Here is a 14,636-nt window from a genome sequence, read left to right on the forward strand (position 1 = left end):
CTCAGACGACCCGGAACCAGCTCTCGAAGGTGCCGCCGGGTACGCCGTTGCCGCTCGGCCGGCGGCCGCCGATGTGGTTGCCGTCGACCGCGACGTCGTGGCAGTCCAGGACGAAGTCGCACTTCAGCGTTACGAGGACCTCGTTGTTCCGGAGGTTGCGGTAGTCGTCGAAGGCGGCGTCGTTGATGACGAACCGCGCGTGGCGCCGGTCGCCGGTCAGCTGGGGCGGTACCCGGTACCGCAGGAACTCCAGGTCGTCCTGCAGGTTGCGGTACTGCACGACGAACGTGTGCCCGTTGATGCCGCGCCGCAGCCGCCGGTCGAAGGTGATCTCCAGGGTCCGCCCGAGGACGCGGTCCAGGTCGGACAGCGTGATCTCCCCGCCGTGCGGCCAGTTGACCTTGGCGATGTGGGTGAGCCGGGCCGGTCGTGAGCCCAGGTGGCGGCGCACCCGCCGGTCGATGCGGAACGGCTTGCCGTGGCGGCCCGGGAACACCACGCGTGCCAGTGGGACGAGGTGGCCGCACGGGCAGGCGGGCCGGTGGCAGCCGTCGCGCCGCCGGTGCCGCTGGTGGCGCCGGAACTCGTCGGCGGTGAGCACCTGGACGGTGGCGACCTCGCGGACCCGGTTCGCCTCGGACCGGCCGGGCTCGCAGCCGTTCTCGTGGTAGAGCACCGGCACGTACTCGATCGGGCGCTCGGTGTACGCGAGGCAGACGAAGAACTCGTGGTCGTCGCCGGTGCCGGCGGGTGGCGGCAGTTCGACCGCCTCGTCGCGGTGCAGCACGAGCTCGCGGCCGAGGCAGTCGACGGCGATGCCGGCCTTGACGCGTACCCAGCGGTCGGCGCACTCCGGTCGCGGGTGCCGGCGCACCTGCAGGCCGGTGACGATGCCCCAGCCGTGCAGCAGCCGGTTGTGCATCCGGTGCCGGGCCAGCAGGTAGTCCGGGTCGGCCATGAAGTCGCGGGGCGCCATGTACTTGCCGGTGAAGTAGCGGTTGCGCTCGTCGGCGACGCGCAGATCAGTCACGGTGACTCCTTTGATGCGTGCCTTTGATGCGTGCGGGACGCGTCGGCGTGCCTTTGATGCGCGCGGGGCGCGTCGATGCGCCGGCCCGGTCCGAGCGCCGGCGCGGCGGCGAGGACCATGTCGAATCCCAGGCGGTGCTGGGGTGCCCGGCTCGGCGGCCGGTCGTCGTGCCGGCAGGCCAGGCGGGCGTGCGGCCGGGCCGCGACGATCGTGTCGACGCCGACCGTCGACTGGACGCCGACCCTGGTACGCGCCTCGACCAGGCAGATCTGATAGGACGTGTGCGCCGGCCGCTCGGCGTCGACACACCGCCGGACCAGCGTCTCGTCGGCCTCCGTGCGCACCCAGGACGCCGGCAGGAAGACCGAGAAGCGGTGGGCGTACTCGTGGAACACGTCGCGCTCCGGGTCGCCGGTGGAGACCAGCCGCACCTCGCCCTCGCGGGAGAAGACGTCGAGCTGCAGCCGGCCCACCACCGCGGGACCCCACAGCGGTGCCGGGCCGGGGCCGCCGAGCGCGTACCACCGGCGGGTGGTGTGCCCCTCGATCAGCCGGGGGTATCCGTCGTCGGCGGGCCGGTGCCCGGTCATCGCCTCCAGGTAGACCGTCAGCCACTCCCGGATCGCCGCCGCCGTGCCGCGCCGGGGGTAGAACCGCCCGGCGGCGGCCAGCGCACCTCGCAGCTGCGGCGGAGTCCAGTCGCGTTCGACCGGCAGCGCCAGCCACGAGCACAGGTAGCGCAGGAACTCCTCCGGCGCCGAGGCCGGCGCGAAGTTGCGCTCGACCGTCCGGGTGCGCTCGCTGATCGCGTCCCACTCGGTCTGCGCGATCGACAGGTAGCGCTCCAGGAACCAGCGGCTCTCCTCGTCGGCGGAGAACACCGCGGGCAGGTGTTCCAGGTAGGACTCGCGCGGGAAGTGCGCACGCGCGGCGGCCACCGACGGCGTGGCGTGACCGTCGCCGCGCAGTTCGACGCGGATCCACAGGTAGCGGCCCGGACGGCTCTGCACCAGGAACTCGTCGCGGGCCGCGTCGCTCTCACCGGTCGGCTGCACCCGGCCGGTGATCCTCCGCTCGGTCTGCCAGGTGCTGTCCGGCCGTGGTCCGGGCTGCGGCTCGGCCGCGCTGAAGGTGGACACCACGACGCTCGTGCCGGCGGGCAGTGCGGCGATGTCCAGGTCCACCCGGTGCCACTGGCAGCGGTGGACGGCGCTGTCGAGGGCCGGGCTGATCCAGCTGCCGCCGCGCGAGTGCAGGTCGGGTCCGGCGGGTTCGTCCGGCGGGCGGGTGACGACGCGGCCGGCCCGGTCGAAGCGCAGGTCGTCCAGGCCGGACACGACGAGGCGGCCGTGGTTGTCCAGGCGGACCGCGGGCGGGTCGAAGCGGTCCCGGACGGCGCCGGCCGCGGTCACCCGGCCGGCCGGCGTCCCGTCGGGCTCGAACACGTCGAGCGCGCCGGCGCCGGCGTCCAGGGCGTAGAGGAGGCCGTGCCGGTCGACGGCGATCCGCGACCATCGGCCGGCGGCTTCCGGCCGGGCCACGACGGGACGCAGCACGTCACCGTCGGCGTGATGGATGCGCCCGTGCGCGGCGTCCAGGATGTAGCGGCCCGCCACGTCGGCCGGGTCCCAGCCGCCGAGCTGCCAGATCCGGGCCAGCGTGAGCGAGCGGAGGTCGAAGGTCTGGACGCGGCGGTTGCCGCGGTCGGCGACGTGCAGGTCGTGGCCGGCGATCGCGAGTGCGGCGGGCCTGCGGAAGCGCCGGGCGTCGCGGCCACGGCCACCGAGATCGGGTACGCCCACGAACTCGCGCCGCGACCGGTCCAGCCGCAGGACCCGGCCCGTCCGGCGGTGCAGCAGGAGCACGGTCCCGTGCCGGTCGGCCGCGACCCGCGCCGGCAGCAGCAGGCCCGCCACCCCGCGCGGGCCGTCCGGAACGGCGCTCAACTCGAGTGACGTCCCGACGGCCACGCCCGTGGCGGTGCCGGCCGGCCACCCGGCGCTGCCGCCGAGGAGCAGGGATGTCGGGGATCGTGGCTGCATCGGCTCTCACCGGTCCCGGAACGGCTGGACGGTGATCTGGTGGCCCTCGCCGTAGAACAGCTCGCCGGGGCCGGCCACGATCTGCTCGGTGACCTCGCGCCGCCGGCCCTGCACCTCGATGCTGAGGCTGGTCACGTCGCGGACCTCGGGCACGCTCTGCAGTACGCCGTAGAGCAGGCTGGGCACCAGGTCGGCGCCGAACCCGCGCTTCACCGGGTCGAGGTGGGTGCCGAGGGCGGCGAGGACCAGGCGCTGGACTGTGCCGCCGGCGACCGTGGGGTCGGCGCGCACCGCCGCGGACACGCTCACCCGCAGGTAGTGGGGGCCGGTGACGTGCAGTTCGGTGGTGATGAGCCGGGCCGGGTCGAGCCGCTGCCGGACCACCGCGAGGAGGTCCGGTGTGGGCACCGGCGGGACACCGCCCTCTTCCGGGACCACCACGACGGTCACGGCGCCGGGCACCTCGACACCGGGGTGCCGGGGATGGGCCAGCGGGACCGCTACGGCCCGCCGCACGCCGCCGATGTCCTCGGCGAGGGTGGCGAAGTCCTCGGCGGAGACCGCCCGCTCACGGTTGCGCAGCATCCGCGGCGCCGCGTCGATGAGGTCCTCGGCCGGCTGCTCGTCGCGGCCACCGGTGGCGGCACGTACGTTGGTCACCGACTCCACGCCGGGCAGGCTGGTCTGCGGCGCGGTGATCCGGCCGGCGGCGAGGTTGCCGTTCTCGCCGCCGCCGTGCTGGTAACGCGTGGCCACGATCCGTGCCCCGCCGGGCGGGATGAGGCCCTTCGCGCCGTCGCCGAACACGATCAGGCCGGTGGCCGCGGTGAGCACGAAGTGCTTGTCGGCGGGCCCGGAGGCATAGAGGTCGTCGGCCCGCTCCCAGACCCCGTCCGGTTCGATCTCGATGGTCAGCGACTCCGGCAGCACCGGTGCCGACGCGAGGGTGAGCGCCTGCCCCGGGCGGCCGTCGCCGGTGCCCAGGATCTCGTTGCGGACCGTGGTGAGGTTGCGGGCCGCGATCGTGTTGCACCGTACAAAGTCGATCTCCGGTGCGCCGCCGGCCGGGTACGCGCCACCGGCGAGCCGGGCCCGGATCCAGTATCTGTCCCCGGCGAGCTTTCCCTCTCCGGTGGCGACCGGGCGGGACGGTCCCTCGACGCGCACGTCGCCCTCGCGTGTGAAGCCGCCGCTCCCGTCGAGGTACGTGTTGAGCTCACGCCAGCGGGTGGGCCGGGCCGCCGCCGCGTACTCCCAGACGATCTCCACCTGGGGCGTGGTGACCGGCGGGCGGGTGCCGGGTGCCGGCGGCGGGAGGAAGACACGCAGCCGCAGCTCGTCGGGGAACACCCGCCCGGTCACCGGCTGCTCGGGCGGGGTGAAGCCGAGGTAGAGCGCGTTGCCCGGCCGCGGCACCCAGCCGAGCGGCCGGAACGGCGTGTTCTCGGACTCGTTGGCGGTGCTGAGATCCGTGAATGCGCCGCCGTCGCTGACCTGCAGCGCGGCGAGCGGCATCCGGACCGGGTCGAAGCCCTCCACGGTCTCGAACAGGACCTGGGAACCGTCCGCCGCCTGACCGGCGACCGCGGTGCCGGCCTCGACCGGCGGGAAGCCGGGCGCCGTGGGGTCGGGCGCGAACGTGAGGTGTGCGACGGCGGGCTGGGCGGGGCGGCGCTCGAACCCGAGCATCTGCAGGACCTTGATGTAGGTGCGCTCGGGCACGCGGTTCATCTCGTACAACATCTGCTCGGTGAGCCAGGCGTACAGCTGCAGCAGGGTTATGCCGGGGTCGCTGTCGTTGAAGTCGGTCCACTCGGGCGTGTAGCGCGGTATCCGGGCGCGGGCCTGCTCGTACAACTCGTCGAAGGTGTGCCGGTCGAGGTTCGGCGGTTCCAGCGGCATGTCACTCAACGCCTTCGGCGAGGAAGAACGGGTAGACGAGGTTGAACAGGGCGTTGTTGGCCCGGAGCCGGTAGTCGATCTCCACGGTCATCACCTCCGGTGCGTCCGGCGGGGCCTGCACGCGGACGTCGAGCACGTCGATCCGGGGCTCCCAGCGCACCAGCGCCTCGCGGACCCGGATCTGCACCAGCCCGCGGACCGGCGGGGTGTTGGGCTGGAACACCAGGTCGTGGATGCCGCAGCCGAACTCGGGGCGCATCTGCCGCTCGCCCGGTGAGGTGCTGAGCAGCAGCCAGATCGCCTGGCGTACCTTCTCCGGCCCGCTCAGAAAGCCCAGCGCACCGGCCGGGCGGGGCGGGAACGGCCAGCCCCGCCCGGTGATGTCCGCGCGCGTGTCAGCCACCGATGGTCACCGTTCCGGACGCCACGACCGTGCCCACCGGGGCGTCCTTCGGGTCGTTGCAGGTCTCGGCCGTGTCACCGGCCCGGGCGGCGGCCTTGCCGTTGATGAAGACCGTGCTGCTGCCGCGCGTGATGCGGCCCCTGTTCGACGGCGGCTTCACGAAGACGCCGGTGAGCGGGATGTGCGGGGGTGTGTTCGTGGCGGTGCTGTCCACGGTGGCGGCGGGCTGCCCCTGGATCGTCACGTCGGAGCTCAGCCCGCCGTCGATCACGCCGGAGAAGACGTGGCCCGGTGTGGGCGACTGGACCTGCCCGACCTGGCAGAGGTGGGTGTCGGAGGCCTTCACGGAGTCGCCCCGCTTGGCCGCTGGCTTGCCCATGACGGCTCCTAGGGGTTGATGTCGACCTTGCGGCCGCGGATGGTGATGGTGCCGCCCGCCTCGATGAGCAGGTCGTCCTTGGCGGTGACCGAGACGTTCTTCGCCTGCACGGTGGCGCGGCCGTCGGTGGCCGTGACGTCGACGTCGCCCTTCTCGCAGGCGACCGTGATCTTGCCGGTGCTGTCGATGACGACCTTCTGCTTGCCGTCCTTGGCGATCAGCTCGATGCGTTCCTTGCCGGCGGTGTCGTCGAAGCGGAAGACGTGCCCGCTGCGCGAGGTGAAGAACCGCCAGTTGTTCTTCTCCGGATCGCCGTCGTCGGCCGGGCGCTTGTCGGTCTGCCCCCATACCCCGCCCAGGATGTACGGGTCCTCGGGGCAGCCCTCGCGGTACGCGACCAGCACCTCGTCGCCCTTCTCCGGGGTGAAGACCGCGCCGCGGCTGCTGCCGGCCATCATCGACACCATCCGGCACCAGCGGCGCTGACCACCCACGTGGGCGAGCTCCACCTCGACCCGGTTGCGGTTCTTGTCGTCCTTGAGGCTGGTCACCGTCCCGATGACGATGCCGTTCCCGTGTGGTTGCACCGCTGCTCCTATTCGTGCCGGCACTCGAAGCCGGTGGTGTAGCCACCGCCGCCGATCGTGTGGGTGGTCGAGGTGAGCACGTAGCGGCCCCGGAAGCGGCTGCCCACCTTGTCGATCTCGACGACCGCGCCGGCGCGCAGGCCGGGCAGGCCGACGACCGAGCCGGTCGCGGTGAGCATCTTCTTCGCGTTCTCCCGCAGGACCGCGAGCGCCCGCTGGTCGGCCTCCTCCTGGGTCTTCACCGACGCGTCCGAGACGATCTCCTCGCGGTCGCCGAAGCTGTCCTCGGCGGCCCGCTGCGCCGCCGCGCTCCCGGCTGTCGTCAACCGCACCTGACTGCGCTCGGCGCGGCCGGTCAGCGCCGCCTTCGTGACGCCGTCCCAGGCGTTCACCACGACCTTGCCGACCTGGTCGAGGGTGTCCAGGGCCGGCTGGAACTCGCTGAGCGTGCTGCCGTACGCGAGCCTGTGCACCACGGTGGCGACGCCGCTGGTCGGCCCGAAGTAGAGCCGGCTCTTCCCCCCGCCCAGCTCGTCGACCAGGACCTCGTAGTCGATCCGGCGGGCCCGTTCGAGCAGGAACGCCAGCGTCGACTCGTTGCCCTGCATCACCGGTGAGATCTTGATCTTGCCGGCTCGGGCGGACTGATCGGTGCGCACCGGGACGTTCACCCGCTGGGCGATCACGGCGGCGATCGCCTCGTCGGTCTCCTCGGTCTCGTACGGGCCGGGCTTCTTCTCCCGCTGGAGCTTGCGCATGAGGATGCTCTGCGCGCCGACGGTGAGCGCCGGTGCGCCGGACGACGGGAAGGACGCCCGGCAGGTGACGATCCGCGCGTTGATCATCGTGGTGAGCGGGGTGCCGCCGTGGTAGCCCATCGCCACGGTCAGCTCCTTGCCGGGGTCGAACAGGTCGCTGTCGCTGTACTTGAACGCGCGCTTCGCGACGTCCCAGTTGTTGATGGTCAGGTCGACCTGGGGGATGGTGTCGAGCCCGTCGCGGAAGGTCACCTGCAGGACGTCGCGCTGCACCTCCCGCGGCAGCTTGCCGCCGGCGAGCATGCGCACCTCGAAGGCGGGCACGTAGAAGTCGCGGCCCGCGGCGATCGACACGGCGGCGGTCATGTGGCGGCCCCGCCGGTGACCGGGTCGAGCGGCGGGATCTCCAGGGTCACGCCGGGGGTGAGGCGGCGGACGTCGGGCACCACGTCCGGGTTCGCGTCGGCCAGTACCCGCCACTGTGCCGGGTCGCCGTACTCGGCGGCGGCGATCGAGCTGAGCGTCTCGCCGTTGCGGACCACGTGGCGTTTCGTGTGGTCCGACGACATCAGGTTGAGATCCGAGAGCTGCTCCTCGAGGGTCCAGGACTCGCGGAACGTGACGGTGACGGTGGCCCGCATCGGGATGCCCGACTCGGCGAACAGGGTGAACTGCTCCTTGACGTCCTCGACCACGCCGTTGAAGAACAGCTGCGGGCCCCAGACGAACCGGACCCGCGGCGGCGCGTGCGTGGCCGGCTGCACCTTCACGAGCTGGTGCAGCGGCACGGTCATGGTGCGCACGTCCAGCGCCACCGGCCCGGCGGCCAGGTCGGTGGTGTCGTAGAACAGCTCCACGGTGAGCCGCTCGGCCTGCCCGTGCACGAACTGCACCAGCGGCGAGTCCAGCCCGGGGATCGCGATGTCGGCGAACTGGCTGCCCTTGGCGACGCTCAGCTCGGTCGGGTTGAACTGCACCGGGAACGCCGGCGGCAGCCCGCGGCGCATGCTCGACGGCTTCCAGTCGAGCACCATGATGACGGCCTGGACCAGCGGCATCGTCTCACCCCCGGGTCTCGAGCGGCGGCAGCACACTGCGGCGGATCCGCACGGCCTCGCGGCTGTGCTCGGCGTCGCGCTGCCGCTGCTGCAGGCGGGCGGCGACATGCGCGGTGATCGCCTCCAGCTGGCGCGGGCTCAGCGGCAGGTCGCCGTCGACCACGGTGATGTCGCTGGTCATGTCCTCGACGTGGATCGGCATGGCGTCGTCCCCCTCAGCTCCGTCGGTCCAGGCCCTCGTGGCACAGCTCGAACGTCTCCACGGCCACCGCGTTCTGCGTGGCGTTCAGGTCCGGGCCGGTCCACTTGCAGACGAAGGCCCGGCGGAACTGCCACTCGGCCACCACCGACGCCCCGGACGGGTCGCGGACCAGCACGGATCCGTTGCGCCGCACGACGAGGCCGCCGATGATGCCCGCGTACCAGTCCCACAGCGCCCGGTCGACGACCCCGCGGCGCAGCGTGAGGTTGCCGTGCTTGGTACGCGTGACGAACCGGTGCACGTGCGTGTTGAGCCCACCCTCGGGGTAGTCGTGCACCTCGGTCTCCGCCTGCAGCCCGGCGCACTCGCTGAACCCGCCGGCGGCCAGCCCGTCCAGCCGGATCTCGAACCGGAACGCCAGGGCCGGGTCGACGCGGGCGCCGGTGCTAGCCACCGGGCACCCCCGCGGACTCCTCGAACGCGATCGCGGTCGCGTCGCGTACCACCCGGACCACGACGAACTCCGCTGGTGCCGGCGGGCGGACGCCGAACACGCAGACCAGGCGGCCCTCGTCGATGTCGGCCGGCGTGTTGGTGGTCTCGTCGCAGCGCACGAAGTACGCCTCCTCGGCGGTGGCGCCGTCGAGCGCGCCGCGCCGCCACAGGTCGTCGAGCAGCGCCCGGACCACCCGGTCGAGATCGCGCCACAGCCCGGCCGCGTTCGGCTCGAAGACCGCCCACTGGGTCTGCTCGTCCACCGCCTCCTCGATCGCACTGAGCAGCCGCCGCACGTTGACGTAGCGCCACTGCGGCCGCGCCGACATCGTGCGTGCCCCGGCCACCCGCAGCCCACGGGCGTGCCACTGCCGGATCACGTTGACCGCGCGGTCGTTGAGCTCGCCGTGCTCGGAGTCGCCGACCGGGACGGTGACGTCGTACGCGCCCTCGACGATCTCGTTCGCCGGTGCCCGGTGGACGCCGTCGCGCAGGTCGGTACGGGCGAACACCCCGGCCACGTGCCCGCTCGGCGGCACGTCGCGCAGCTCGCCGGCCGGGGTCAGCGGGTCGGGCACGCGCAGCCACGGGTGGTAGAGGCCGCCCCACTCGCCGAGGCTCTCGCTGTCGAACCTCGACCGCCACGCCGTGACGGCCGCCGGGTCACGGTCGAGGCGGCGGGTGTCCAGGACGGCGAACCGGTCGTGGTGCAGACGGCAGTGCCGCAGCAGTGCCGTCTGCAGGCTCGCCACCTCGGCGCCGGTGAGCGCCGGCGGCCGGTCGGGCCGCTCGGGCGGGGGCAGCGCGGGTGGCGCGGGCGCCGGGTCGAGATCGCGGCAGTCCGGGCCGGGCGGGTCGCGGAACACCGGCTCGGTCACCGGCGCGCGCATGATGTCCGGTATCGCGACGATGCCGATCTCGTCCACCTCGTCCAGGGCGGCCAGTCCGTCCTCACCCAGGTGCTCGGGCCGCAGGGCGGCGAGGCCGTCGTGGCCGCCTTCGAGGCGTACGGGTGCGTCGCGCGGCGTTGTGTTCCCAACTGCCTCCGCGCGGACCAGGGTGGACGCCTCCAGCACGGATACGGCGAACCGGGGGTCGGCCGGGTCGGGGGAGAGGCCGTGGAACTGCTCACCGCTGCCGTCCGGCAGGCGCAGGTTCAGCGTGAAGCGGCCCTCGACGGTGCGCACCACCGAGGCGGTCATCCGGTGCGCCCAGGTGCCCGCCGAGGTCGCGGTCAGCCGCAGTACGGGCCGGCCGCGGTCGTCGCGCAGATCGGCGGTCGCCACGGATGACGTGCCGGGGTCGGCCACCCGGACGACCCAGCAGGTGCGGCCCTCGTTCGCGAAGAAGCCGGCCACGGCGTACGGAAGAAAGCCCGCCGGCACGTGCCCGCCGAACACCGCGGTGTACTCCGCCCAGCTCCGCACCCGGACCGCGCGGAACAGCGGCCCGCGCTCGGCGACACCGGCGAAGCCCGCCACGTCGGTGCGGCGCAGGCCGATGCCGGGCTGGGTGCCCAGCCACTCGACGTGCACTCCGGGAGTTCGGTGGGCGTACATGTCAGGCCATCTCCAGGCCCTCGTGGGCGATCTCGAGGGTCTCGATCGCCACCTCGTTCTGCTTGGCGTCCAGCGACGGGCCCTGCAGCTTGGCCGGCCAGCCGTCCCGGAAGTTCCAGCGCAGCGCCTCCTCCCGGGCCTCGTTGAGCAGCACGATCGAGCCGGACTGGCGCTGGGTACGCCCGTCGACGACCCGCTTGCGCCACTGCCACAGCAGCTTGTTGTCGGTGTAGCCGCGGGTCAGCACGATGTTCGGGTACGTGCGCAGGCCGGGCAGCTTGCGCACGGTCTGCGTCTCGTCACCGTTGCGGTACTCGATCGCCGCGTTCTCCTGGTCGAGCCCCTTGACCGAGTTGAAGCCGGCCGCGATCACACCGTCCACCTCCACGAGGAAGTTGAAGCCGGCGTACGGGTCGTTGCGCTCTCCGGTGGCCATCCCTGATCTCCCCTAGGACGCGAATTCGATCGTCTTCTGACTGATCCGGAATATGACGAACTCCGCGGGTTTCACCGGGGCGATGCCGATGTAGCAGATGAGCCTGCCGTTGTCGATCTCGTCCGGTGTCATCGTGGTGCGGTCGCACCTGACGAAGAACGCCTCCTCCGCGGTGACGCCCGCCAGCGCGCCGTCCCGCCACACCCGGGTGAGGAAGTTCGTGATGCTGCGGGTCAGCGCGGCCCAGGTGGGTTCCGCGTTGGGCTCGAAGACGACCCACTGGGTGCCCTCGTCGATCGACTCCTCGACGAAGATGAACAGGCGCCGCACGTTCACGTACTTCCAGTCGGCCTCGGCCGCGAGGGTGCGCGCGCCCCACACCCGGATGCCGCGCCCGTCGGGCCGGAAGTCGCGCAGCGCGTTGATCCCGGACGGGTTGAGAAGGTCCTGGAAACCCTTGCTGACCGCGGTGGCCAGCGGTTTGCGGTTGCCGCTCAGGTCACGGGTGATGATGCCGCGCACGTCCTCGTTGGCCGGTGCCTTGTGCACACCACGCTCGGTGTCGGTGCGCGCGTAGATGCCGACCACGTGCCCGCCCGGCGGGACCAGGACCGTGTCACGGGTACGCGTGTCGAAGACCCGGATCCACGGGAAGTAGATCGCCGCGTACTTGGTCGGCCTCGGCCTGGAGCTCTTCAGCTCGGTCGCGCTGGTGATGTTGTTCCGGTACTGCAGCACCGCGAAGCGGTCCTTGAGGCGCTCGCACTGGAGCACCAGCTGCTCGGTGATCTGCCCGGTCGGGGAAAAGACCTCATCGGGTACGCAGAGAAGCGCGATGTCGTCGATGAGCTCCAGCGCGGCCAGGCCGGTACGGTCGTCCGGTGCGGCGTCGGTGTCCCCGATGTAGGCGGTGTCGTAGTCGGCGGCGTCGCCGTCCTCACCACCCTCCAGCGGTGTCCAGTCCGCCTCCTCGGGCACGCCGGGCGGGTCGTCGCCGAGCACCACCTCGACGAGCTGGGAGCCGCCCTGCAGGGTCGTGACGACGTACGCCGGGTCCAGCTCGTCGACCGACAGGTTGTCGAAGTCCTCGAGCAGGTCCGGGTCGCGCCGGTCCGGGTTGCCCAGCTGGTCGGCGTCGAGCGGATCGACGAAGTCGCCGTCGGGCAGCCGGCCCGGCCCGTAGTAGAGGACGGTGAGCCGGAACCCGCCGGCCGAACCGTCGCGCACCAGGACCCGGACCCGGCTTCCCCAGCCGCCCGGCCCGGTCGCTCGCAGCACCAGCGGCTCCCCGTCGGTGGCCAGCTCCAGGGTGGCCGTGCCCGCGGTGTCGCCGACGACCCGCGCGACGAACAGCCGCTGCCCGCCGTTGTCGAAGAAGCCCTGCACCGCGAAGGGCAGGAAGCTCACCGACGGGCTGATGTGCCCGCCGTACCATCGCTGGTACTCCAGCCAGCTGGTCACCAGGCGCGGCGCCAGTGGGCCGCGCTCGGTCTGTCCGACGAACCCGGCGGTGCTGGTGCCGACCCCTTCGATCGGTACCGGTCCGGTCCGGATCTCCTCCACGTACACGCCGGGCGACAGGTACTCGGGCATGTGGACACCCCTGCTCTTGTTCAGAAACGGAACTGGTCGACGGTGGTGCTGTCCCGGTCGGTGCGGATCGGAACCCCGGTGCGCGTCTGGGTGGCGCCGCCCGGCAGCGTGGCGGTGACGTCGGCCGCGGTGGCGCCCGGCGGGCCGGGGATGACCCACTGGCCGTCGCGGCCGGTGACGTAGGTGCGCGGCCATCCGGCCACGCTGACGGTCGCGCCGCGCACCGGGGCCCGGGCGGCGCCGGTGACCACGCCGCCGCGCAGCAGGGCGAGACGCCGCCGGCCGGGTGGGGCCGCACCGGCGAAGGGGTACGTGACGCCGGGCCAGAGGTCGACCCGGACCGGCGCGGTGGCCGGGAGCGTCAGTGGCTGCTCGACCGGCTGGTAGTGCTCGCCCTCGGTCCGCAGCGTGTAGTCGCCGGGCGGCAGGTGCAGCCGGTAGCAGAGGTGGTATCCGCTCGGGTTGCGGATCACGGTCAGCGGCACCGGCCGGCCGCCGGTGATCACGTGGTACGCCAGGCGGCCCAGCGGACGGGGATGCGGGCCCGCGGTGCGCTGCTCCCGCGCGTAGGCGTCCTCGGCGTCGAGGATCAGGGCGGCCCGCAGCCGGCGCAGCTCCAGGGTCATGGCGCCACCGCCGCCATCACCGCGCCGGGCGTGCCGTACCACGCGTCGCGCTCGATGACCCGGGCGTTCGACGTGCGCCGGTTCGAGTCGACCCGGGCCAGGCGTACCTGGTACCCGACCGACAGCCGGTACGGCTCGCGCAGCGCCTCCCACACCCGGGTCAGCTCCTCCAGGGTGAGGCGGGACAGCACGATGTGCAGCTCCTCCACGATGTTCTCGACCGGGTCGCGCAGCAGCACGATCGCGTTGTCGTAGAACACCCGCAGCGCCCGGCCGAGCAGCAGATGATCGGACTCCCCGGACGTCGCGAACGGGGTCAGCAGGTAGTAGAGGTTGAGCGCCAGCGGCGCCGGTGTCGCGGTCTCCGGCCCGTTGGCGCGGAGCGCGGGCTGATTCTTGACGTACTCGTTCTCGGCGATCTGGTAGAGCCACAGGGACAGCCGGTTGGCGGTCTCCTTCGCCGTCTCGGTCGGGTTGAGCAGCACGATCGCGGTCTCGTTGCCGACGATGTCGCGCAACACCGGGTCCTGCTCGAAGTCGGACCAGAGGATCGTGCGCAGCGCCTTGCTCACCGCGCTGATCACCTGATAGTCGCTCACGGCTGCTTCTCGGCGTGCTCGACGATCCGGGCGATCCGCTCGGACCGCAGCGTTGCCAGGGCCTGCTTCGCCGCGGCGGCCGTGAACGTGGCCTTCGCCCGCTTCTCGTCGGACTCCCGCAGGGCCTGCTGCCGGTCGGCGAGCGTCTTCCACGCGGTGATCAGCTCGGTGCGATAGGCGGCGATCTCCTTGAGGTCCACCTTCTTGAGCACACGGTCGAACTCGAGCAGCGTGGCGTAGCGGAGCACCGGCTTGTTGTCGTCCTCAGCCTTCTCCATCGCCGTACGCAACCCGTCGACGGTCTTCAGCCAGTCACCGAGCGCCTTCACCCGGTCCTTGGCCGCCGTGTACGCGTCCTGCGCGGCACCGGCCGCGGCCTGCTTCGCGGCGAGGTCCCGCTCGGCGTCCACCCGCGCGGTCTCGGTGTCGGTGGCCTTCGTGGCGGCCTCGGACTCGCGCTGCTCGAACCAGGTGACCGCGGAGTCGACCGCGCCCTTGCGGGGGCCGACCGCCAGCACGACGGACGGCCGCTTCTCCTCGGCGTAGTCGGCCAGGTCGCCCTTCTGCTGGCCGAGGCCGGGGCGCGCCTTCGCGTACCCGTCGACGGCCTTGTCCAGGTCCTGGCTCGCCTTCTCCAGCGTGCCCAGGTCGGCCTTGAGCGACTTGGCCTGCGAGCCGGACGCCTGCGCGGTCGCCTCGGCCTGCGCCAGCAGGTCCCGCAGCCGGGCCAGCTCGGCACTCGGATCGACGGGCGCCGGCGGCGCCGGAGGTACTGGATGGCTCATGCTCGCCCCCACGGATTCCTCAGATGTGCTCGGAGTCTTTCCGCCGGGCAGCGGGCCCCACCATGGAGCAACGGATCCGGAACGGGCCGCGCGGGTACCGGATCCAGGACCGCCCACGGTGCTCGTACGCGCTCGGCCCGGGAGCCGATCCGGATCGTCCGGCCCATGGCGGCCCGCACCCG

Annotated in this window: 16 protein-coding genes; all 16 read right to left on the minus strand. The window is 72.5% G+C overall.

All coding sequences use genetic code 11. The annotated features are described in order from the left end of the window. Position 1: 1 nt before the first annotated feature. From AB0M02_RS32845 to AB0M02_RS32920, 16 genes are read right to left on the minus strand one after another with little or no spacing between them, the layout of a single operon-like run. Positions 2–1,030, minus strand: a complete 1,029-nt coding sequence (locus AB0M02_RS32845) for a hypothetical protein (protein ID WP_364233968.1) — start codon at positions 1,028–1,030, stop codon at positions 2–4. Continuing rightward, positions 1,027–3,072 carry a phage tail protein gene (locus AB0M02_RS32850; RefSeq protein ID WP_364233970.1) on the minus strand — a complete coding sequence of 682 codons (2,046 nt, stop codon included), beginning with the start codon at positions 3,070–3,072 and terminating at the stop codon, positions 1,027–1,029. The genes AB0M02_RS32845 and AB0M02_RS32850 overlap by 4 nt, the downstream gene beginning before the upstream one ends. A 6-nt stretch (positions 3,073–3,078) precedes the next feature. Further along, positions 3,079–4,974 carry a putative baseplate assembly protein gene (locus tag AB0M02_RS32855; protein WP_364233972.1) on the minus strand — a complete coding sequence of 632 codons (1,896 nt, stop codon included), beginning with the start codon at positions 4,972–4,974 and terminating at the stop codon, positions 3,079–3,081. Between the two features lies 1 nt (position 4,975). Continuing rightward, positions 4,976–5,377 (minus strand): GPW/gp25 family protein, encoded by a 402-nt coding sequence (locus AB0M02_RS32860; protein ID WP_364233974.1) that lies wholly within the window; start codon positions 5,375–5,377, stop codon positions 4,976–4,978. Next, positions 5,370–5,756, minus strand: coding sequence for a PAAR domain-containing protein (locus tag AB0M02_RS32865; protein ID WP_364233977.1), 387 nt, complete (start codon positions 5,754–5,756; stop codon positions 5,370–5,372). The genes AB0M02_RS32860 and AB0M02_RS32865 overlap by 8 nt, the downstream gene beginning before the upstream one ends. An 8-nt stretch (positions 5,757–5,764) precedes the next feature. Next, positions 5,765–6,343, minus strand: coding sequence for a phage baseplate assembly protein V (locus AB0M02_RS32870; protein ID WP_364233979.1), 579 nt, complete (start codon positions 6,341–6,343; stop codon positions 5,765–5,767). 8 nt (positions 6,344–6,351) lie between these two features. Continuing rightward, entirely contained in the window at positions 6,352–7,467 is a 1,116-nt protein-coding gene (locus tag AB0M02_RS32875; protein WP_364233980.1) for a hypothetical protein, read from the minus strand. Then, positions 7,464–8,159 (minus strand): peptidoglycan-binding protein, encoded by a 696-nt coding sequence (locus tag AB0M02_RS32880; protein ID WP_364233981.1) that lies wholly within the window; start codon positions 8,157–8,159, stop codon positions 7,464–7,466. Before AB0M02_RS32880 ends, AB0M02_RS32875 begins: the two co-directional genes overlap by 4 nt. 4 nt (positions 8,160–8,163) lie before the next feature. Then, positions 8,164–8,361 carry a hypothetical protein gene (locus AB0M02_RS32885; protein ID WP_364233983.1) on the minus strand — a complete coding sequence of 66 codons (198 nt, stop codon included), beginning with the start codon at positions 8,359–8,361 and terminating at the stop codon, positions 8,164–8,166. A gap of 13 nt (positions 8,362–8,374) precedes the next feature. Beyond that, entirely contained in the window at positions 8,375–8,815 is a 441-nt protein-coding gene (locus AB0M02_RS32890; RefSeq protein WP_364233984.1) for a phage tail protein, read from the minus strand. Beyond that, the gene (locus tag AB0M02_RS32895) at positions 8,808–10,415 is read right to left on the minus strand and encodes a phage tail sheath C-terminal domain-containing protein (RefSeq protein ID WP_364233987.1); all 1,608 of its coding nucleotides are present in this window, start codon (positions 10,413–10,415) and stop codon (positions 8,808–8,810) included. Before AB0M02_RS32895 ends, AB0M02_RS32890 begins: the two co-directional genes overlap by 8 nt. A 1-nt stretch (position 10,416) precedes the next feature. After that, a complete protein-coding gene (locus tag AB0M02_RS32900; RefSeq protein ID WP_364233988.1) occupies positions 10,417–10,851 on the minus strand; it encodes a phage tail protein in 435 nt (144 codons plus the stop codon). A gap of 12 nt (positions 10,852–10,863) precedes the next feature. Continuing rightward, the gene (locus AB0M02_RS32905) at positions 10,864–12,444 is read right to left on the minus strand and encodes a phage tail sheath C-terminal domain-containing protein (protein ID WP_364233990.1); all 1,581 of its coding nucleotides are present in this window, start codon (positions 12,442–12,444) and stop codon (positions 10,864–10,866) included. Positions 12,445–12,464: 20 nt separating this feature from the next. Beyond that, positions 12,465–13,070, minus strand: coding sequence for a carboxypeptidase regulatory-like domain-containing protein (locus AB0M02_RS32910; protein ID WP_364233992.1), 606 nt, complete (start codon positions 13,068–13,070; stop codon positions 12,465–12,467). After that, positions 13,067–13,669, minus strand: coding sequence for a DUF4255 domain-containing protein (locus AB0M02_RS32915; RefSeq protein ID WP_364233994.1), 603 nt, complete (start codon positions 13,667–13,669; stop codon positions 13,067–13,069). The genes AB0M02_RS32910 and AB0M02_RS32915 overlap by 4 nt, the downstream gene beginning before the upstream one ends. Then, entirely contained in the window at positions 13,666–14,454 is a 789-nt protein-coding gene (locus tag AB0M02_RS32920) for a hypothetical protein (protein WP_364233996.1), read from the minus strand. The genes AB0M02_RS32915 and AB0M02_RS32920 overlap by 4 nt, the downstream gene beginning before the upstream one ends. Between the last annotated feature and the right edge of the window lie 182 nt (positions 14,455–14,636).

Source organism: Actinoplanes sp. NPDC051861, from assembly GCF_040681145.1.
Taxonomy (GTDB): Bacteria; Actinomycetota; Actinomycetes; order Mycobacteriales; family Micromonosporaceae; genus Actinoplanes.

Coding starts and splice junctions, on each gene's coding strand:
- AB0M02_RS32905 (WP_364233990.1), bottom strand. CDS start 12,444: ATGCCCGAGTACCTGTCGCCCGGCGTGTACGTGGAGGAGATCCGGACC.
- AB0M02_RS32880 (WP_364233981.1), bottom strand. CDS start 8,159: ATGCCGCTGGTCCAGGCCGTCATCATGGTGCTCGACTGGAAGCCGTCG.
- AB0M02_RS32900 (WP_364233988.1), bottom strand. CDS start 10,851: ATGGCCACCGGAGAGCGCAACGACCCGTACGCCGGCTTCAACTTCCTC.
- AB0M02_RS32875 (WP_364233980.1), bottom strand. CDS start 7,467: ATGACCGCCGCCGTGTCGATCGCCGCGGGCCGCGACTTCTACGTGCCC.
- AB0M02_RS32855 (WP_364233972.1), bottom strand. CDS start 4,974: ATGCCGCTGGAACCGCCGAACCTCGACCGGCACACCTTCGACGAGTTG.
- AB0M02_RS32865 (WP_364233977.1), bottom strand. CDS start 5,756: ATGGGCAAGCCAGCGGCCAAGCGGGGCGACTCCGTGAAGGCCTCCGAC.
- AB0M02_RS32885 (WP_364233983.1), bottom strand. CDS start 8,361: ATGCCGATCCACGTCGAGGACATGACCAGCGACATCACCGTGGTCGAC.
- AB0M02_RS32895 (WP_364233987.1), bottom strand. CDS start 10,415: ATGTACGCCCACCGAACTCCCGGAGTGCACGTCGAGTGGCTGGGCACC.
- AB0M02_RS32910 (WP_364233992.1), bottom strand. CDS start 13,070: ATGACCCTGGAGCTGCGCCGGCTGCGGGCCGCCCTGATCCTCGACGCC.
- AB0M02_RS32920 (WP_364233996.1), bottom strand. CDS start 14,454: ATGAGCCATCCAGTACCTCCGGCGCCGCCGGCGCCCGTCGATCCGAGT.
- AB0M02_RS32850 (WP_364233970.1), bottom strand. CDS start 3,072: ATGCAGCCACGATCCCCGACATCCCTGCTCCTCGGCGGCAGCGCCGGG.